Source organism: Vibrio sp. B183, from assembly GCF_000740665.1.
In the GTDB taxonomy this organism is placed as follows: domain Bacteria; phylum Pseudomonadota; class Gammaproteobacteria; order Enterobacterales; family Vibrionaceae; genus Vibrio; species Vibrio coralliilyticus.
The window spans coordinates 154,117-171,499 of the sequence record NZ_JPQB01000005.1 but is presented as its reverse complement, the minus strand read 5'-3'; the positions used below and the strand labels follow the sequence as shown (position 1 = coordinate 171,499).

21 protein-coding genes are annotated in these 17,383 nt (G+C 44.1%); 11 read left to right on the top strand and 10 right to left on the bottom strand.

Annotation, left to right across the window (positions count from 1 at the left end):
• The first annotated feature begins 41 nt into the window (after window positions 1-41).
• The 4 genes from IX95_RS06445 (at window position 42) to IX95_RS06430 (ending at window position 4,407) form a co-directional block, all read left to right on the top strand.
• Window positions 42-518, top strand: a complete 477-nt coding sequence (locus IX95_RS06445) for a hypothetical protein (protein ID WP_038158013.1) — start codon at window positions 42-44, stop codon at window positions 516-518.
• Between the two features lie 236 nt (window positions 519-754).
• Window positions 755-2,593, top strand: a complete 1,839-nt coding sequence (secD, locus tag IX95_RS06440) for a protein translocase subunit SecD (RefSeq protein WP_038158009.1) — start codon at window positions 755-757, stop codon at window positions 2,591-2,593.
• Between the two features lie 2 nt (window positions 2,594-2,595).
• Entirely contained in the window at window positions 2,596-3,498 is a 903-nt protein-coding gene (gene secF, locus IX95_RS06435; protein ID WP_038158008.1) for a protein translocase subunit SecF, read from the top strand.
• Between the two features lie 123 nt (window positions 3,499-3,621).
• The gene (locus tag IX95_RS06430) at window positions 3,622-4,407 is read left to right on the top strand and encodes a phosphotransferase family protein (RefSeq protein WP_038158007.1); all 786 of its coding nucleotides are present in this window, start codon (window positions 3,622-3,624) and stop codon (window positions 4,405-4,407) included.
• Window positions 4,408-4,413: 6 nt separating this feature from the next.
• Here IX95_RS06430 and IX95_RS06425 read toward each other — a convergent pair whose 3' ends face one another.
• Entirely contained in the window at window positions 4,414-5,145 is a 732-nt protein-coding gene (locus tag IX95_RS06425) for a dienelactone hydrolase family protein (RefSeq protein ID WP_038158005.1), read from the bottom strand.
• A 539-nt stretch (window positions 5,146-5,684) separates the two neighbouring features.
• On the opposite strand from IX95_RS06425, the gene IX95_RS06420 reads away from it, so the two are divergent.
• Window positions 5,685-6,356 (top strand): winged helix-turn-helix domain-containing protein, encoded by a 672-nt coding sequence (locus IX95_RS06420; protein ID WP_038157999.1) that lies wholly within the window; start codon window positions 5,685-5,687, stop codon window positions 6,354-6,356.
• Window positions 6,349-6,807 (top strand): hypothetical protein, encoded by a 459-nt coding sequence (locus tag IX95_RS06415; RefSeq protein ID WP_038157996.1) that lies wholly within the window; start codon window positions 6,349-6,351, stop codon window positions 6,805-6,807. The genes IX95_RS06420 and IX95_RS06415 overlap by 8 nt, the downstream gene beginning before the upstream one ends.
• Window positions 6,808-6,923: 116 nt before the next feature.
• Here IX95_RS06415 and IX95_RS06410 read toward each other — a convergent pair whose 3' ends face one another.
• Window positions 6,924-7,262 carry a hypothetical protein gene (locus IX95_RS06410; RefSeq protein WP_038157989.1) on the bottom strand — a complete coding sequence of 113 codons (339 nt, stop codon included), beginning with the start codon at window positions 7,260-7,262 and terminating at the stop codon, window positions 6,924-6,926.
• Between the two features lie 168 nt (window positions 7,263-7,430).
• Between IX95_RS06410 and IX95_RS06405 the strand changes: the two genes are divergently transcribed.
• Window positions 7,431-8,345, top strand: a complete 915-nt coding sequence (locus IX95_RS06405; protein WP_038157981.1) for a substrate-binding domain-containing protein — start codon at window positions 7,431-7,433, stop codon at window positions 8,343-8,345.
• 63 nt (window positions 8,346-8,408) lie between these two features.
• Here IX95_RS06405 and IX95_RS06400 read toward each other — a convergent pair whose 3' ends face one another.
• Window positions 8,409-9,320 carry a ketopantoate reductase family protein gene (locus IX95_RS06400; RefSeq protein ID WP_038157980.1) on the bottom strand — a complete coding sequence of 304 codons (912 nt, stop codon included), beginning with the start codon at window positions 9,318-9,320 and terminating at the stop codon, window positions 8,409-8,411.
• Between the two features lie 287 nt (window positions 9,321-9,607).
• Here IX95_RS06400 and IX95_RS06395 point away from each other — a divergent pair, with 287 nt between their 5' ends.
• Complete coding sequence (locus IX95_RS06395; RefSeq protein ID WP_038157979.1) at window positions 9,608-10,072, top strand: hypothetical protein; 465 nt, start codon at window positions 9,608-9,610, stop codon at window positions 10,070-10,072.
• A gap of 60 nt (window positions 10,073-10,132) precedes the next feature.
• On the opposite strand, the gene yiaY is transcribed toward IX95_RS06395, so the two are convergent.
• The 4 genes from yiaY to IX95_RS06380 all read right to left on the bottom strand — a co-directional run bounded on the left by yiaY (window position 10,133) and on the right by IX95_RS06380 (window position 13,528).
• A complete protein-coding gene (yiaY, locus tag IX95_RS06390; protein ID WP_038157978.1) occupies window positions 10,133-11,281 on the bottom strand; it encodes an L-threonine dehydrogenase in 1,149 nt (382 codons plus the stop codon).
• Between the two features lie 297 nt (window positions 11,282-11,578).
• Window positions 11,579-12,229, bottom strand: coding sequence for an isoprenoid biosynthesis glyoxalase ElbB (elbB, locus tag IX95_RS06385; RefSeq protein ID WP_038157976.1), 651 nt, complete (start codon window positions 12,227-12,229; stop codon window positions 11,579-11,581).
• Window positions 12,230-12,298: 69 nt separating this feature from the next.
• Window positions 12,299-12,454, bottom strand: coding sequence for a hypothetical protein (locus IX95_RS26615; protein WP_171354507.1), 156 nt, complete (start codon window positions 12,452-12,454; stop codon window positions 12,299-12,301).
• 147 nt (window positions 12,455-12,601) lie between these two features.
• Window positions 12,602-13,528 (bottom strand): LysR family transcriptional regulator, encoded by a 927-nt coding sequence (locus tag IX95_RS06380; protein ID WP_038157971.1) that lies wholly within the window; start codon window positions 13,526-13,528, stop codon window positions 12,602-12,604.
• A gap of 95 nt (window positions 13,529-13,623) precedes the next feature.
• On the opposite strand from IX95_RS06380, the gene yjjG reads away from it, so the two are divergent.
• Complete coding sequence (yjjG, locus tag IX95_RS06375; RefSeq protein WP_038157967.1) at window positions 13,624-14,298, top strand: pyrimidine 5'-nucleotidase; 675 nt, start codon at window positions 13,624-13,626, stop codon at window positions 14,296-14,298.
• A 57-nt stretch (window positions 14,299-14,355) separates the two neighbouring features.
• Complete coding sequence (locus IX95_RS06370) at window positions 14,356-14,592, top strand: cold-shock protein (RefSeq protein ID WP_327196114.1); 237 nt, start codon at window positions 14,356-14,358, stop codon at window positions 14,590-14,592.
• On the opposite strand, the gene IX95_RS06365 is transcribed toward IX95_RS06370, so the two are convergent.
• The gene (locus IX95_RS06365) at window positions 14,589-15,275 is read right to left on the bottom strand and encodes a helix-turn-helix transcriptional regulator (protein ID WP_038157966.1); all 687 of its coding nucleotides are present in this window, start codon (window positions 15,273-15,275) and stop codon (window positions 14,589-14,591) included. The genes IX95_RS06370 and IX95_RS06365 overlap by 4 nt on opposite strands.
• Before the next feature lie 64 nt (window positions 15,276-15,339).
• Window positions 15,340-15,660: a hypothetical protein gene (locus IX95_RS06360; RefSeq protein WP_019274424.1), complete on the bottom strand. Its 321-nt coding sequence runs from the start codon at window positions 15,658-15,660 to the stop codon at window positions 15,340-15,342.
• A 236-nt stretch (window positions 15,661-15,896) separates the two neighbouring features.
• Here IX95_RS06360 and IX95_RS06355 point away from each other — a divergent pair, with 236 nt between their 5' ends.
• On the top strand, window positions 15,897-16,499 hold the full coding sequence (locus tag IX95_RS06355) for a DUF1294 domain-containing protein (RefSeq protein WP_019274425.1): 603 nt from the start codon (window positions 15,897-15,899) through the stop codon (window positions 16,497-16,499).
• Window positions 16,500-16,556: 57 nt separating this feature from the next.
• Here the strand turns inward: IX95_RS06355 and phnX are convergent, their stop codons facing one another.
• Window positions 16,557-17,378, bottom strand: a complete 822-nt coding sequence (gene phnX / locus IX95_RS06350; RefSeq protein ID WP_038157964.1) for a phosphonoacetaldehyde hydrolase — start codon at window positions 17,376-17,378, stop codon at window positions 16,557-16,559.
• Window positions 17,379-17,383 lie beyond the last annotated feature (5 nt).

Below are 17,383 nucleotides of genomic sequence, written 5' to 3'. Positions count from 1 at the left end.
TGGACTTACCATCCAGTCGTCTTCTAATATTGGTGTCGTGAATGGCTCAACGTTTAATCAAGTTTTTCTGGCTTACTTTGCTTGCGATGGTGTTACCAACGCAAGCATTGGCGTATTTTGCGCAAGCCGAAAATGAAGCCAGCGCACGCTTAAATCGCCATACGGCTAATGTTTTACCTCAATCCCAAGCGGATTATCAGACTCTGTTTGAAGAGTCACAACAAAAAGAAACATCTCAAAGTCCGGTGTCACAGTCTGAAATTGACACCGATGTTTTGGCCATTGTTCAGTTTAATCGTTGGAGCTTATCTGATCGTCATTCAGAGGAAGGAGAAGCACCGGGAACCAGCGATGGCCATTATTCCAGTCAGGCGTCTCTGCCTCTAAATAGTCTTTACTCTTACCCACTGGGCCAGAATGGCTGCTGGGTCGAAAACTCTTTCACTTCAAATCATCGCATTTCGGGTTGGAAAGAATCCAACGCGCTGTATGTGGCCCTGAACGCTCAATTCGTCTAACGACTTCTATCAAATCTGTAAGACAGGTGTGGTTAGTTTTATCGGCTAGCTTTAAGCCCTTTGGCACCTCACTTATCACCTCTGCTGTTTAGCCATCTTACGCATTGGCACAAAGTACTCATCTTCTTACAGATTCAATCCATTATTTTACGACTGACCAAACTTAAGAGTCAGATGACTTTCTGTACCTATCTCAGCTAAGACTTTGATTGGGTACTGCATGTAAAGATATAACTATGAAGAAAAATACGCCGAAAACGAAACATGCGAGAGTGATGAACCGCTACTCGGCATGGAAATACGCAGTGCTGATCGTGACAGTTATTGTGCTTGCACTCAGTGCGATCCCCACATGGTACGGTGAGCAGCCATCCATTCAGGTGACAACGTCACAAAGAAATAAAGTTATCGACAATCCAGTGGAACTAAACCGCTACTTGGAACAACGAAACATTCACGCTAACGAGATTACTCAGCAAGAGAACTCAACCACATTGGTGTTCGATAACGAAACCGATCAAACCCATGCACGCGAAGCACTGAATGGTTTATTGGGCAAGCAAGACGCCATTACCTTCTCTTACGTGTCTGTCGCACCAAAATGGCTAAGTGCTATGGGTTTCAACCCAATCAAACTCGGTTTGGATTTACGTGGTGGTGTGCAATTCTTATTGAATGTGGACGTGGATAAAGCGTTTGAAGAGCAACGCAACACCATAGTCGATGAAATGCGAGACATGCTACGCCAAGAGCACATTCGAGGCGTTAAGTTCGCGCAGGTCGGCGTGGATGGGTTCGACCTGAAAAGTAATTCAGGCGAGGCTTTAACTAAGTCTGCGAACTATATTCGTCAAAACTATCCAGGTTGGGACATCAAGCGTCATTCAGACTACCTAGCAGTTAAGCCGACAGTGCAGAACAAATCTGAGTTTCAAACTGTCACTATCAAGCAAAACCTGAAAATCATGCGTGATCGTATTGAAGAGCTTGGGATCACGGAAGCTTTGGTACAGCGTCAGGGTGAGCACAGCATCCGCATTGAACTGCCGGGTGTGCAAGATCCCTCTCAGGCGAAGAACGTCATTGGCGCGACGGCGACATTAGCCTTCCATGAAGCGAAATCGCCATCCGAAGGTGTGTCCTATGGCGACATTGTGCTTAAGGACAACGATGGTCGTGATGTTGTGCTGTCAAAACGCCCTGTGTTAACCGGTGAACACATCGTTAATGCACGTGCTGGCGTGGACAAAATGGGTTTCTCAGAAGTTAATATTTCGCTGGATCACTCGGGTGGTAAAACCATGAGCGACTTCTCCGGCAAGCATATTGGTAAGCCAATGGCGACCGTGTACCGAGAGTACACCACCAATGCTAATGGCGAGACAGAACGTAGCGAGAAGGTCATCAGTGTTGCAACCATTCAATCCCAGTTAGGTAGTCAGTTCCGAATCACAGGAGCAGGCTCTCTGGATGAAGCACAGAACTTGGCATTGCTGCTTCGTGCAGGTTCACTAACTGCTCCTGTCACGATCGTTGAGGAGCGCACCATCGGCGCATCACTTGGTGCAGAAAACATTGAAAATGGTTTTGCTGCGTTAGCCTTGGGCATGGCGATGACACTGACGTTCATGGCGTTGTGGTACCGACGTTTGGGCTGGGTGGCTAATGTTGCACTTGTGGTCAACATGGTTAGCCTGCTGGGTTTAATTGCTCTACTACCGGGCGCTGTATTAACACTACCGGGTATCGCTGGTTTGGTACTAACTGTGGGTATGGCGGTGGATACAAACGTCCTGATATTCGAAAGGATCAAAGATAAATTGGCGGAAGGGCGAACCTTTGCTCAATCCATCGATTTGGGCTTTGGGAGTGCGCTGAGCACCATTCTAGATGCCAACATCACAACCATGATCACCGCGGTTGTTCTGTATTCAATCGGTAACGGCCCAATTCAAGGCTTCGCTCTGACGTTAGGGCTTGGATTGCTAACCAGTATGTTCAGTGGCGTGTTTGCCTCTCGTGCAATTATCAACTTAGTTTGGGGACGCGATAGCCGTCGTGATGTAAGGGTTTAATTATGGTTGAATATCTAAAACAAAATATCCGTCGCATCCGTTACATCACCAGCTTTGTTTCGGTTGCACTCATGGTTATCTCACTTGGTGCATTCGCGGTAAAAGGCCTCAATATGGGGTTGGACTTTACCGGAGGCATGGTGACAGAAGTGCAGGTGGACAAAAACCTGAATAACAACGATTTACTTGAAGCACTTCAGCCTTCATTAGGTGAATTTACTTCAGTGACGCATTCTGATCAGGATGGTCGTTGGATTATCCGCTATCCAATTCCAGAAGACGAGGCGACGGCACCAGACATCAAATCTATACTGTCTGGGGTCTCTCATCAGGTTGATGTAGTCAGCAATAGCATGGTGGGTTCGCAAGTCGGACAGGACTTGGTAGACCAAGGTGGACTGGCTTTGCTGATTTCGATGCTGTGTATTCTGGGCTATTTGTGTTTCCGATTTGAATGGAGGCTTGCGAGTGGCTCATTGCTTGCTCTACTGCATGATGTCGTATTGGTATTAGGTTTCTTTGCTGCGACACAAATGGAATTCAATTTGACCGTGTTTGCCGCGATTTTGGCGATACTGGGCTACTCATTGAATGACTCCATCATTATCGCAGACCGAATTCGAGAGTTACTGGTAGCAAAACAGAAGACGCCTACAGACGAGATTAACGACCAAGCAGTAATTGCGACGTTCTCTCGAACCATGGTGACTTCAGGCACAACCTTACTAACGGTGTCTGCTTTGTGGATTATGGGAGGCAATGCTCTGGAAGGGTTTGCGATCGCGATGTTTATCGGCATTCTGTCGGGCACTTGGTCTTCTATCTCCATTGGTACCGTGCTGCCTGAGTGGCTTAAACTTGAGCCTAAACACTACCTTCCAGTCGAAGTGGACTCAGCGCCTTAACATTCGCTAAAAGTGAAACTTACACGCCCTGTAACAAAGTTATGGGGCGTTTTTGTTTTGGTCACTACTGAAAGGCAGGTAGTGTATGAACATAGATTAATAACGTTCTCGGCGGTTGAGAGTATGGGTACAGACAATGAACTGTCACAAATGGGCAGCGCGAAAGTCCGTTTGATAGAAAGACAAGGGAAGAGATACATTCAGAAACAAGGCGTTAACGAAATAGAGCGAGGTTTCTATTTCACTGCTGCTAATGTGTTGAGTGAACGAGGAGTGCATTCACCTTCTCTTGTCCACGCCGAAGGTGATTCCATCGTCATAGAGTACATTCCTCGTGCCGTAACATTGGAGGAGCTAACCAGTTCAAGTCAAGTGTTTAGTCAGATCGCGGCTATACACCAAACTCCAATTGATTCGGACTGGGCGTTTAAACAGCATAGCTGGAGTGACGATGCTCTGCGTACAGCATTTCAGCTCCTATCTCTCAGCTCTCAAGAACAGAACGTGCTGAAAAAGTTGCAATCCCAAAGTCATGTCATTTTTGATTACCCAACGCTCTTATCTGGTGATACCAATGATGGTAACTGGGGTCGCAGAGAGAATGGGGAACTGGTTTTGTTTGACTGGGAACGCTTCAGCACGGGTAGCCCAGCGATAGATCTCGTTCCTTTAATCAAAGGGTTGGGGGATGAAGAAGCCATGCTGCGCATTGTCGATAGCTACATGAACGTACATAAAGCGATGCCAAGAGAGGAATTATTCCGACATGTGATCATTGCTAAAGCTTGGATAGTGGTTGAAGTCACTAATCTGCTCTATGAACGCCAAAAGCCTCAACTTCAAAAATATCTAGATTGGTTCAATGCGAATCTACCCAGATGGATTCGAGGCGTTGAGGCTCTGGTCTAATTGAGATTAGTTTGTTGAAGAGGCAAGGAACTCCGTAAAGCGCTGCCAAGATTTTTCATCTGCTTCTTTTCGATAACGTTCACTGCCAAATACAGTAAAGGCATGAGGAGCACCGCTGTAGGTGATCATCTCATGGGCTACGTTCTGGGCTTCTAACTCGCTTGCCAATGCTGCGAACTGTTCCATTGGGATCGCACTGTCAGCAGTACCATGCAAAACCAGTATAGGAGCGGTTGTCTCTTGGTAAGATTGACCTTGAGGTGTCTTTAGCCCGCCATGAAAAGTTACAAAACCTTTGGCATTCATCCCAGCTCTTGCAGATTCCAATACTGCAGCGCCACCAAAGCAATAACCCATAACAACGGCATTATTGGCATTACCACCAAGAGTGGTAGCATAATCTAAACTACCTTGCATCAAGGTTCTTAGTTTGTCTCTATCTTTATACAGTTCACCTGTATGCTGCTTTTTATCCTTTACTTCGGTTGGTCGAACGCCTTTACCAAATAAGTCTGCAGCGAAAACGTTGTAGCCTAAATCATTGAGCATCTTAGCTCTCTTCATCTCATAGTCGGTTAAACCGTCCCAGTCGTGAACGAGTAAGACTAATGGTGCATCGTCACTGACTTTTGCCCAGTAACCTTCATAATCATTACCATTTACATTGTAAATTTTATTTTCGCCCGCAGTAGCAAATACGCTGACAAGCGCGAGAATAACCGTTAACTGTATCTTCATAACTACCTCCGTTAGTTTAGGTAGTGTAGTCACAAAACGATGCATTGGTATTTTTAATAAGTTTATTTTGTGATGATGTGTCAGCGCTTGTTTTGAAGCAGCTTAAAGTTAACTGACACTGCTTTATTGACTTGATGGCTTATAGAGTGTTTTACAATTAATATTAATTCTATTGCTTTTATCTTGATAGTTTATTTTTATAATATTTAATTTCCTATATTTATTATGTATGTTTGGTGATTTTTTATACGGATATAATGCTTTTTTACGAATATTAAAGATATATAAACCTTAATTAGATTATTAACCATCGGTTTTTGCTCACGCTTTTAGTATTCTGTACAGTTGCTGTACTCATTGTTGTTATTGCCATGCTGTCGGCATCAATAAATGTTTAAAGTGAAGAAAAGGTCATAAAAACTCCGTTTTTATCCCTAACTTATGTGTAGAAAGAGGCATAAATATAAAGTGCCCATTATCGAAATTCTAAACTGATTTCGAAATTATAAATAAATACAGAAATAAAATTGGCAAGGATAATGATTACAATTAATGGATCTTTCGAGGTTGATCTTGAAAAAGGAATCGTAAAAAACACAGAAACAAATTACATCGTTAGCTTAGGAGTAAATGAAATTGAATTACTAAACTACTTCATAGATAACTCTAATACTTTACTGTCCAAGAAGGACTTGTTGGACCATGTATGGACGCGTAAAGGTGTGTTTGTCGAAGAAAGTAGTTTAATGAATGCGCTGTCTTATTGTAGGAAAGCGTTTGACGATAAATATGGTAAGGTCATTAAAACTGAGCGTGGTAAAGGCTATCGATTTGTTGGCGAAATTGATAGTGCCCAGCCTCAGCAAGTCATTGAGCATGAATGCTTGAAACCTATAGAGAAAGATACGAGCAGTTTTGTAGGCAAACTGAACGTTCGGTGGACCATATTTTATATCGCGCTCTCAGGTGTATGCTTCTCATCGGGTATGTACGCCAGTGCAGCCTTCAAAGGGTTCAAAGGGCCAGATACCGCAAAAGATTACTCGTATAGGATATATGATTCGTGTGCGTACATCTCTAAATCTAGCGGCAACAGGAAAGACTTTGGTCGTTCTGCGGTGATAACAAATGATGGTATCTCTATCATCATAAATGAAGAGCTGGAATCACTGAGTTTTCCATCGAATATTGCTGAGGTGATCTGTGAATAAGGCGGTGCTCGCGTTGGTTTCAGCGCTGCCATTCATCACAGGCTGGTATTATCACTCAGAAAATTACGGACGTTTATCCGGTGTTTACTATTCGGATACAGAGTCCCACGTAGCGACCAAGAGTAAAACAGAAGATTTGATGCTGAGGCTGCGAACTGAGTTAGAGTTAAACTCGAATAGTATGTATGAGCTCAATCTGTATACAAGAAAGAAAAGTGGCTCTTTTACAAAAGGAGTCTACGTATATGACAATTATCGTTTATCGCTTTATGAACAAGAGCATGTCTCGTTTCAGCCATCGGATCGAGACATTCCATTCAGTGAAAAAGTGGTCATTGGTCCAGGTACAATGGGCAGAGAGAATATGACTGTCGTTCCAATAGAACGAGCCAATAATGGCTTTATACTGTTCACAGAAAGAGCAGCGTATCTATACCACAAAGTCGACTAATGGCTTAGGCTCTGGGTAATACGCCCAGAGCAGGCTGCTCACAATAATAAAACCTTCTTCTGTAAACCTAATCTCACGAACGAATCACAATCTTTAATGCCGTGTTGGGTACGCCGCTAGAACTCCCTAGTTCTTTTCATGTATTTGTTTTTTACACCGATTATGATCCTGTCGACAAAGAACGCAATCGGCATAACAAATGCTAAGAAGGCGATCCCGCGAGTTGAGGGCGATAAATGATGCTGGGCGAGGATTAGAGCCAGTAAAACGATAGAGCCCAAAAAGGATATGACGACCATAAAGCGATATTCGTTTTCTCTGCTAAACAGCAGAAGCAAGCCCAAGCACAGTGGGCTGAAAAGGATAGCTGCGGTTAACACTAGCTCTCGAATCTCGGGAACAAATAAAGACACTCCTACGTATATTGCCACCAAATACAACACCCAAAAAATCATGACTACTCCTTATCTTAGATTGGGTGGATATTGTTTTAGTTTTAGACAGTTAAGACAATTTACATAAGATTAATTAAGTTTAAATGTCTTGATTAAACTTGAGTTTGTTGAACAGGTTGAAGAGCTTGATATGTTCTTGATATAAGTCATTAAATTAAATGGAAGAAAATGAAGCTACTCAAGTTATCTGCCTTGCTTGCACCTATGTTACAACTGAGTAATATAGCCTATGCAAGTGATACCAAAGACATCCTTCTTTATACCCCTTGGATTGAAGAGCCCGGTACCAGAATCATGGTCGACAAGCTTAAGGAGGTGTCATGGGATAATCACTGGAACGTCAATCTTGTCTCGGATCCTGTTGAACTTGGTGAAAGTCTTTATGCTAAGTCGAAACCATCGGCCATTGTCATTAACGCAGACCCAAGCTCAATCGAAGAATATTTAATGATAGCGAAAGAGCAAGGTGTTCCTGTCGTCGGTATGGACTCTGCTCAATCAAGGTATTTTGTCGCTAACATTACCAGTGACAATACCGCTATGGCTCGTGAAACGGCGGCCTACCTTGCGAAAGATATGAACTTTCAAGGAGAGGTTGTGATGGTGAGTTATCGAGCATATCCACCTGTTTACGAGCGAGAAGTGGCAGCCAAGCAAGAGTTTAAAAACCATCACCAAATTCGAGTCCACAGCACTATAGAGCCAGATGTTGCTAAATCTGATTACCAAGCTTTTAAACAAAAACTGGCGAAAGTTCTTACCGCTGATAGCGAAGGAAAAATCCGAGGAATTTGGTCAGCGTGGGATAGGCCGGCACTGGTTGCTGCCAAGGCGATAGACGAACTAGGATATTCCGGTCGCATCAAAGTGGTGGGAATAGACGGAACAGCCCCTGCATTGGAAGCGCTACAATCGTCTAACTCGTTTATTGCAACATCTTCTCAAGACCTAGAAGGTATTGCTCAGCAAGTGGCTCAGACTGTTTTTCAGGCAATGGATGGAGAGATTATCGAGCAACAACGTATAGAACTGCCAGCGCAGTTGCGTACTAAGTCGGATTTGCTTGAAGATCTCAGCATCTAGAGACCTTTTCAAAATGATCGATGTAAGCGCTACGCACCTATTGCGATAGCGCTTCACGTCATTCTACTTCCTCAGCAAGTTCTCCAGCGTGTGACAAACTTGATTACCACGAGTGAATGACACATGGTGAAGGGCGGCTAAGTTTCGCGTAGCTTGGAAAATGGCCTCAAACTCGACTTGTTTTCCATTGTCGAAATCTTCTTTCATGCTGAAATAGGCATTCTGGTAGCTGGGGGCATCTAACAAGGAGAGTAGCTCAGAAATAGTGAGTTTGGGGTGCGGAATAGATAAAGCATCAAACAGAACCAAGAACTCTTGTTCAATATCTAGCATCAACGCGCGACACTTGGCGTTATTGGCCAGGCCATACATGTCTGAATCAAAGATAAACGACGCAGCGTTAGCAGCGAAGCTAATCATAAGTTTTGGCAGCCTCGCATGGTAAGTACTTGTTTCGCGTTTTACCTCGTCAAAGGCGTGACTCAATATGGAATCCAGATACGGGTTCGCTTGGCCTTGATGGACAGCGTAAACACAATCCAGTAACTGATTATGCAAAGTGACCTGATAAGGGGCGGTGGTGTAACTGGCTTTTAAATGAGTGATTGCGCTGATGATTGCGTTACTTGAATCGAGTGCTTGAGCGAGTTTTTCATCTTCCCCAATGCCATTTTGGAGTAAAACGATCGTTTTGTTTGTCCAAGCTTTGGCTTGAGAGAATAAGGCGCTATTATCGTGTGCCTTGGTTGTGATAAACACGACATCACCTGTCACCTGTTCTAACCCGTAGCTGGTGGCGTGTGCTTGACCGATTAGTGGCTCATCGGTTTCAGGATAGGTGAGTAACACCTGTTCGTCCTGCCTGATGGAACTCTTTCTATAAACCCATTGGATTTGAATATCGGGAAAAGAAGACAGTCGAGCGGCGAGAAATCCTCCAAGACTGCCTAAACCAACAATACTTACTTTCATCATTCCACACTCCTTGCTTGAATCGATAGCAGCATTCTACATTGCTTAAGAGTCTTTGCTAACAGCTTGGTTTTAATAAAGTAAGTATCAATAACCACATGAAATGATTACGTTCTTGGATGTTTTGTTCTCTTATATATTTGGCGTATTTTTCGATCAATTATTTTGGGTTGCTTTTATGAGATCTTAACTCGTTAATGAAGGCAAATTAACGTCTGATTGACAAATGTTAATAGGTGTTTCTTAAACTTGTGCGCCGCTGAATTTTAACAACACAATTAGGATACGTAATGCTAGCTCGCTATTTACTCATAGTAATCGCCTCAATAAGCCCTTTATCTGCTTACGCTGCAGATAATGGTGATGACATTGGCCTGGGAGATATTAAAAACAGCATCGAAAAGTCTCAAGATACGATGCACTATGTTCGAACAATGGACGGCTCGGTTTATGTTCCAGAACCAAAGCAAAATCGCGATAAACCTGCACACAGCTACTTCAGTTTAGAATCTTACGACATTTATAGCAGTCAAGGTGGCAAGCGCATGGTACAAGCGATGGTGACGAACAACTCTGGTGGCGGGATCACTTTAAAGCCTAAGCAAATCAAAGGTTATTTTGGTAATGAGCACTATGTGTCGCCAACGCGTATTGATCAAGATGGTAGTTTTGCACAAGGCGAGACCAAGTCGGTGACCTTGTATTTTGGTGAAACTGATGCCTCAATACTGGGTCTTTTAACCCGCGCATATTGAACTTTTCTCTGAATAGAAAAGCCTCCCGGAGGAGGCTTGAGTTAGGAAAAGAAAATGGTATTACATGGCGGCTTCGAAGATTGAAGAGATTTCTTCGTGGGTCGCCTGTTTCGGGTTAGTAAAGCCACACGCGTCTTTTAGCGCGTTATCAGCCAGTGTTGGGATGTCTTCAGATTTCGCACCCAGTTCTTTGATACCTACTGGAATGCCCACATCTTTCGCAAGCGCTACGATCGCATTGATTGCCGCTTCAGCGCCTTGTTCTGCCGTCATGCCCTCAACGTCAACACCCATTGCGTTAGCCACATCACGTAAGCGATCAGGACACACTTGCGCGTTGTAGCGCTGTACATGTGGTAGAAGAATCGCATTACATACACCGTGTGGCAGATCGTAAAAGCCTCCTAACTGGTGAGCCATCGCGTGAACATAGCCTAGAGACGCGTTATTGAACGCCATGCCTGCCATAAATTGCGCGTAAGCCATTTGTTCGCGAGCTTCGATATCTTCACCGTTTTCGACAGCGGTGCGCAGATGAGCCTGAATAAGCTCAATAGCTTTGATGGCGACGGCGTCAGTGATTGGTGTTGCAGCGATAGAAACATACGCTTCAATAGCGTGTGTTAGAGCATCCATACCTGTTGCTGCTGTCAATGAAGCGGGTTTTGCCAGCATCAGCTCTGGATCATTCACTGAAATCAGTGGAGTGGTGTGCTTGTCCACAATGGCCATCTTAATGTGACGCTCTTCGTCAGTAATGATACAGAAGCGAGTCATTTCAGACGCAGTACCGGCAGTTGTATTGATGGCAATGAGTGGCAGCATTGGTTTTGCAGATTGATCAACACCTTCATAGTCACCGATCTTGCCACCGTTTGAAGCCACTAATGCAATACCTTTAGCGCAATCATGCGGTGAACCACCACCTAGAGAGATAACGAAATCACAGTCATTGTCTGCCAATAAAGCAAGACCGTCATTTACATTGCTGATGGTTGGATTAGGCTGAGTCCCGTCAAAAACTACAGTTTGGACGTCACGTTCTGTCAGTAGATCTTGAACCTGTTTTACTACACCGATTTGGTTAAGAATCTTGTCTGTAACGATCAGACCTTTTTTGAAGCCCTGAGACTGCACGCTGTCTGCTGCGTCCTTTAAACAGCCAGCACCCATTAAGTTTACAGTAGGGATAAAAAATGCACTTGTCATCGACTTGCTCCGAATATATTTAGAATAAAAACTACAAATAGATTGGCATATCCAAGGTCGTAGCAATTTTGATCTCAAACAATTTGCCTACCCAAAAGTGGTAGGTGTGCACTGGATTTGTGAGCTTGGTCAGATGAGTATTCGGGTAGTGATAAAAATGTTAAATATTAGTGGGTTATCGCAACCGTTTGTTCAACAGGAATCGTGATTGTCGTAATATTCTTCAGCGATGGCTTTGTGTGGAAAATTAAAAAAGCCCTCTGATTGAGCAGAGGGCTGTAGTGTTGAATGGAGAAATTAAGCAACTTCTATAAGTTTGCTTACTAGTTTTTCGATGCCACTGGCTGCCTGAGAAATATTGCCCGCTAACATATATGCAGGTGTTGAAAGCACTTTGTGTTCTTCATCGAAGACGATGTCGTCCACCTCGCAAGTAATATGTTCGCCTCCCAATGCATTGAATGCAGAAGCAGTGGCTTCATCATTACCGATTGTCCCTTTGACGCCACTGTCGTAAATCATCGGAATGATAGCTGGTGCAATGCACAGATAGCCGGCTGGCTTTCTGGCTTGGGCGAAAGCTCGACAAGCAGAAGCAACGTGAGTATTGATGCTGCACTCGGCTCCATTGATTGCAAAATCAGTCAGGTTTTTTGCCGCACCAAACCCACCAGGCAGAAGGAGTGCGTCAAATTCTTCAGCATTGAGTTTCGCCACATCTTCAATGTTGCCCCGTGCTATACGAGCAGCTTCAGTCAAGACATTGCGTGTCTCCGCCATTTCTTCCCCAGTAATATGGTTTATCACATGAAGCTGCTCAATGTTTGGCGCGAAGCAATGCCAGCTTGCTCCTTGTTTTTCGATGGCATGTAGCGCAAGCACGGATTCATGAATTTCAGCGCCGTCAAATACACCTGAGCCGCTGAGGATAACTGCAATCTTTTTCATTATTTGTTTCCTTATCAAACTGACGTTTTTAGCTTACATCAAGTCGTCCTTAATGGAACAAAGAAAGCGTTATTGTTTCTTTTTTATGTGCTTTTTCTTTTCATTTTCTGTTTTCTCAACAGGGTTAGGACTAGAGCCCTTATTGGTATCGCCTTGTTCTGGTTCAGAATAATGTTTAACCACGAACGGAGTGAGCATCACGCTAGAAGGAAAAAATCGTTTCATAAAGACCTCGGATACAACGGAACAAAGAATGGCTCAATTGTGTGACTCTATAGTGCTCTCACCTTTGTTTCAGGTCATGAAATAGAGTTAGAGTCGGGGAATTCGGCGCTATGTGAGGACGGAGTCACATCTTAAGTGACTCATCGTTCAAGGTTTATGTGCAGGCTGAATCAAATCCCAATAGGGAACGTCTGATCCAAATTTCTCGGCGATAAAATCCACAAACGCGCGGACTTTTAGTGGTAAGTGCTTTCTTTCTGGAAAAACAGCATAAACAGAGTGAGAAGGGAGTGTGTAAGCCGTCATAATGGGTTTGAGCGTACCGGCTGCAATGTCTTTTGCCACGATGAATGTAGGCAATTGACCAATCCCCAAGCCTTCCAGCAGTGCTCTGCGGATTGCTTCACTGTTGTTTACGACCAGTTTACCTTTCGGTACCACGCTAACTGGCCCTGTAGGGCTTTCGAAAGTCCACTCGCTGCCGCCACGAAAGTAGGCGTAACGTAGACAATTGTGAAGGCTAAGATCGCTGGGCTTTTCTGGCTCACCATGCTCATCCAAGTAAGATTGAGAGGCGCAAAGAATGCTACGACAAGTGGTTAGCCTTTTGGCAACTAGGTTAGAAAGTGGTAGATGACCAATGCGGATGCCTAAATCAAACCCGTCTTGGACCAAGTCTACCATTTGATCTTCCAGTTGCAGGTCGATTTCCAGATCTGGGTACAGAGTCAGAAATTCTGCGACCAAAGGAGCAACGTGTAGAACACCGAAGGACATTGGTGCCGTAATCTTGAGCTTACCCCTTGGCTTTCCTTGCAGTTCAGTAACGGCATCAATACCTTGTTGTGCAAGGCTAAGTGATTGGGCGACATAATCGTAATAGCGTTGTCCGGCTTCGGTGAGGCTTAATTTGCGAGTGGTACGATTAAGCAGGCGAATACCCAACTCATCTTCCAGCTGGTTAATGCGCTTACTGACCGCGGACTTGGTGATATGGAGCTTTTCAGCGGCAGTGGAGAAGCTACCACTTTCCACTACAGCGACAAAAACAGGTATTGATGAATAGGCTTGCATTGGTTGAGTAATAGTAAACAATCAGTTTCTTGATTAGTAGATTATCATCTTGTGGAAAACAATCTACACTAGCGATGAAAATTGAGGAGAGAAAAATGAAATACGATTGGATCTTATTCGATGCTGACGAAACCCTGTTCCATTTTGATGCCTTTAAAGGGATGCAGCTGATGTTCTCTCGCAAAGGGATTGAATTTACCCAAGAAGACTACAACCATTACCAAACGGTCAATAAACCTCTTTGGGTGGATTATCAGAATGGCACTATCACTGCACATGAATTAAAGCACACCCGATTTAAAACTTGGGCTGAGAAGCTAGAAACAACGACCTCTGAACTGAACAGCGCTTTTCTTGATGCAATGGCCGATATTTGTACCTTGCTACCCGGAGCAAAAGAACTGATGGAGGCATTACAAGGTAAAGCCAAGCTAGGGATCATTACCAATGGCTTTACTGAACTTCAGGCGATTCGATTAGAACGAACAGGAATGACAGATTACTTCGAGCACGTGATTATTTCTGAAGAAGTCGGTATCGCTAAGCCAGATGTGGGGATTTTTTCTCACGCATTGGAAAAGATGGGCAACCCTTGTAAGAGTAAAGTGTTGATGGTGGGTGATAACCCTCATTCTGACATCTTAGGTGGAATTAACTTTGGGATTGAGACCTGCTGGTTAAATACAACTCAAGAAGATGAAGTGGAAGGGATTGAACCAAACTACACGGTTGAATCACTACTTGAACTGAAGAGTATTCTACGCGCTTAATTACTGTGTGATCCATTATTCCCTGCAGTGAGTATTTATTGTCAATATAGACAAAAGATGTACGGAAAGATTATGCAGGGAACAATCATTGAGTATGATGCCAAACATGGCTACGGTTTAATATCTATTAAGAAAAATTCACATCAGAAAGTTTTCTTTCATTTCAGAGATATGAGTAGGGACGAAGGACCGCCGTACATTATGGAATATGTTGAGTTCGACGTGGTAAATGACATGAATGGTTGTATGATGGCGGTCAACATTTCCCCGCTCATCTTAAGAGTTGCCTGCTAGTCCTTTGGTGAGTAAAGCGTAATAAAGTGTTCTAGAGACTTAGTTTTATTGGTCTCAAACTGCTGGTCTAGGATGCTTAGCTTTTCAATCCGATCCAATCTGAAGTGACGATAATCGTCTCTTAGTTCGCACCATGCGACTAGCGTCCAGACTTTTCCCCAAAACATTTGCCCGAGAGGTTGCAGAGTACGCTTCGTTCTAGCCCCACTTTCAGCGACGTAATCAATCTCTATTTTCAACTTTGCATCAATTGCATGTCTGAGCATTTGCCCGTGGCGAGCCGATTCGGTCTGAGTATAAAAGTCAGGCACCAGTATCGGAAAGCTCTCAACCTGTTGTTTGAGTTTGTCTGGCAATACGGAGAGGATTTTGTTTGATGCGCTGATGGAAGCATCTGCTAGATCACTGTCTGACCAAGCTCGAACCATCCTCATTCCGAGTTCCAGTGCCATCATTTCTCGTTCTGAGAACATCAATGGTGGCAAATGCGCGCCCGCCTGTAAGATGTAACCAACGCCTGCTTCGCCCTGAATTGGAACCCCGGAATTCATGAGTGATTGAATATCTCGGTAGATAGTTCGTTCGCTCACTTCCATAGTTTGGGCTAGCTCAGAAGCTGTGACTGCATAACGTTTTGAGCGTAGCAAAGTCAGCAGCTCAAACAGTCGTTCAGATTTACTCATCTGTTCCTTTCTCCTTACAGGAGGGCACATTATGCACCCTCCTTAAGCTAGCGTTAAGTCAATTCTACTGATACTTAGCGGCCAGATCGCTCATACGTAGAACTTGATGTTGCATGTTGACCGATTCAGAATCAATCAATGCCATTAACGGCTGACACTCTGCACAGTTTACAAACTGCTCGCCTGCCGACTTAGCGTCTTCCATTGAGTCCCAGTAGACCACATCGGTCCATGTATCGTTTTCTGCATCATGGCTTAAAGAACGATATTGGAAGCCTTTTAATGTCGCAACGAATTTCTGGCTTTGATTGGCGGCTACGATAAAGTCTTCAGATGTTGTTCCTGCCAGTAGCTTAAAGCTAACCATTTCAATTACGTTTTCCATTGTATTACTCCTTTTCTGTTGGTGTTGAGTTCGAAACTGAGTTTATGGCAGGGGAGTGTCAGAACCTGTCAGTATTGATTCTTGATCTGAATATTAAATGAGTGAGGCATTATTGAATGTTTTATTAGGCGACTTGTTGATTATGCAACTAAACTAGAACTAAGAAGTAAAACGAAAATACGTTGTGTTTGGCTAAGGAATCTTAGGCAGGGAGCCTGAGAGAGTGAGGGACCATAATGGCGATTCAAGGAACCATTAGTGAGTGGCACGATACTAAGGGCTACGGGTATATTTCGGTTGATGATCAGGAAGCACAAATCAAGTTTCATCTTTGTGACCTAGAAGCATACGGTCATCCTCCAAGAATCAGTGAGCGAGTTCAGTTTCGATTGGCGAAAGATGCCCAAGGTGGTATCCGTGCTGTCAATGTCGAAAGGCAAGTTGTGTTTAATTTCTCTTTGTCTATTGCGATTTGGTTTTTTACCACGCTAGTAGCAAGTGTGTTTCTTCTTGATTATCCACCGCTGTCGTTTGTCCTTTATATTGCGTTAAGCACGATTGCTTATATGGTTTATGCACTGGATAAACATGCACTTCACACTGGCGGGTGGCGTGTTCCTTCGTTGACTTTTCACGTTTTGAATATTGTCGGAGGCTGGCCGGGAGCTTTGCTTGCTCAATCTGTGTTGCACCATAAGTACAATGACATTGGCTTTAAGAGTTTATTCTGGCTAACGCTGTTTGCCAATTTTGCCCTGTTCTGCTGGACACTCACTGAGGAAGGCACTGTGGTAATGGTAGAGTTCCTTGTGGAAATGCAACGCCTGTTGTCTTTTTAAAAACAAAAGCCAGTAGCAAAGGGCTACTGGCTTTTCTACTATGAACGAACTGCTGGGTTAAGGACGCTCACCCGCTTCCAGACGGCGTTCAATATCTTTAACCACGTCAGGTAGCTCAGAGATTGTGTCAATCAAGTAATGTGGCGCGCTCTTCATTAACTTCACTTTCGCTTTTTCACGCGCAGCATTCAGTGTTGCTTCATCAGCCTTCTGATATTCTTCAAACGTTAAACCCGCTTCATTGCCAGAAAGCAGTAGGCCTACCGTCCACATACCAGCATTGTGTCCTTCGTCGATGCCAGGTGCCGCGTCATCCACTTTAATGCATGACTTTACATCCGTTACGTTCAGCTCGATGACGTTTTTTAGTGCCATATAAGGTGCAGGGCGGCCTCCTTGAGGAAGGTCGTCTGTCGCAACAACATAATCAGGTTTATAACCATAGTCAGCAGCGACAGGGATTAACACATCCATGACTTCACGAGGATAACCAGAGCAAGATCCAATCTTGATGCCATGAGCTTTTAAATCATCGACGACTTGAATCGCGTTCAGGATGGGTTCTGCGTGGTCAGCGACTTTTGCTTTTTGCAGGGGCATAAAGGTTGCGTAAATACGGTCAATGTCATCGCTATTCATAGAACGACCAAACTGCTCATTCCAACGTTTATCTACAGCCGGAAGGCGACCTACCGCCTGAATGTGGTCCCATTTTCCAAGCCCCATTGGCTCGCGTGCTTCTGCTAAGTTGATATCAAAGTCGAAACCTTGTTTGAATGCTTCAACAAAGATGCTGGTTGGTGCGAATGAACCAAAATCTACAATGGTGCCAGCCCAGTCAAAGATGACAGCCTGAATCGGTGAGTGAGAGTGAGTCATAATTG

What these genes read in the sequence shown, in the direction of transcription:
- IX95_RS06445 (WP_038158013.1), top strand. Translation starts at nt 42, where the DNA reads ATGGCTCAACGTTTAATCAAGTTTTTCTGGCTTACTTTGCTTGCGATG.
- secD (WP_038158009.1), top strand. Translation starts at nt 755, where the DNA reads ATGAAGAAAAATACGCCGAAAACGAAACATGCGAGAGTGATGAACCGC.
- secF (WP_038158008.1), top strand. Translation starts at nt 2,596, where the DNA reads ATGGTTGAATATCTAAAACAAAATATCCGTCGCATCCGTTACATCACC.
- IX95_RS06430 (WP_038158007.1), top strand. Translation starts at nt 3,622, where the DNA reads ATGGGTACAGACAATGAACTGTCACAAATGGGCAGCGCGAAAGTCCGT.
- IX95_RS06425 (WP_038158005.1), bottom strand. Translation starts at nt 5,145, where the DNA reads ATGAAGATACAGTTAACGGTTATTCTCGCGCTTGTCAGCGTATTTGCT.
- IX95_RS06420 (WP_038157999.1), top strand. Translation starts at nt 5,685, where the DNA reads ATGATTACAATTAATGGATCTTTCGAGGTTGATCTTGAAAAAGGAATC.
- IX95_RS06410 (WP_038157989.1), bottom strand. Translation starts at nt 7,262, where the DNA reads ATGATTTTTTGGGTGTTGTATTTGGTGGCAATATACGTAGGAGTGTCT.
- IX95_RS06405 (WP_038157981.1), top strand. Translation starts at nt 7,431, where the DNA reads ATGAAGCTACTCAAGTTATCTGCCTTGCTTGCACCTATGTTACAACTG.
- IX95_RS06400 (WP_038157980.1), bottom strand. Translation starts at nt 9,320, where the DNA reads ATGATGAAAGTAAGTATTGTTGGTTTAGGCAGTCTTGGAGGATTTCTC.
- IX95_RS06395 (WP_038157979.1), top strand. Translation starts at nt 9,608, where the DNA reads ATGCTAGCTCGCTATTTACTCATAGTAATCGCCTCAATAAGCCCTTTA.
- yiaY (WP_038157978.1), bottom strand. Translation starts at nt 11,281, where the DNA reads ATGACAAGTGCATTTTTTATCCCTACTGTAAACTTAATGGGTGCTGGC.
- elbB (WP_038157976.1), bottom strand. Translation starts at nt 12,229, where the DNA reads ATGAAAAAGATTGCAGTTATCCTCAGCGGCTCAGGTGTATTTGACGGC.
- IX95_RS26615 (WP_171354507.1), bottom strand. Translation starts at nt 12,454, where the DNA reads ATGAAACGATTTTTTCCTTCTAGCGTGATGCTCACTCCGTTCGTGGTT.
- IX95_RS06380 (WP_038157971.1), bottom strand. Translation starts at nt 13,528, where the DNA reads ATGCAAGCCTATTCATCAATACCTGTTTTTGTCGCTGTAGTGGAAAGT.
- yjjG (WP_038157967.1), top strand. Translation starts at nt 13,624, where the DNA reads ATGAAATACGATTGGATCTTATTCGATGCTGACGAAACCCTGTTCCAT.
- IX95_RS06370 (WP_327196114.1), top strand. Translation starts at nt 14,356, where the DNA reads ATGTACGGAAAGATTATGCAGGGAACAATCATTGAGTATGATGCCAAA.
- IX95_RS06365 (WP_038157966.1), bottom strand. Translation starts at nt 15,275, where the DNA reads ATGAGTAAATCTGAACGACTGTTTGAGCTGCTGACTTTGCTACGCTCA.
- IX95_RS06360 (WP_019274424.1), bottom strand. Translation starts at nt 15,660, where the DNA reads ATGGAAAACGTAATTGAAATGGTTAGCTTTAAGCTACTGGCAGGAACA.
- IX95_RS06355 (WP_019274425.1), top strand. Translation starts at nt 15,897, where the DNA reads ATGGCGATTCAAGGAACCATTAGTGAGTGGCACGATACTAAGGGCTAC.
- phnX (WP_038157964.1), bottom strand. Translation starts at nt 17,378, where the DNA reads ATGACTCACTCTCACTCACCGATTCAGGCTGTCATCTTTGACTGGGCT.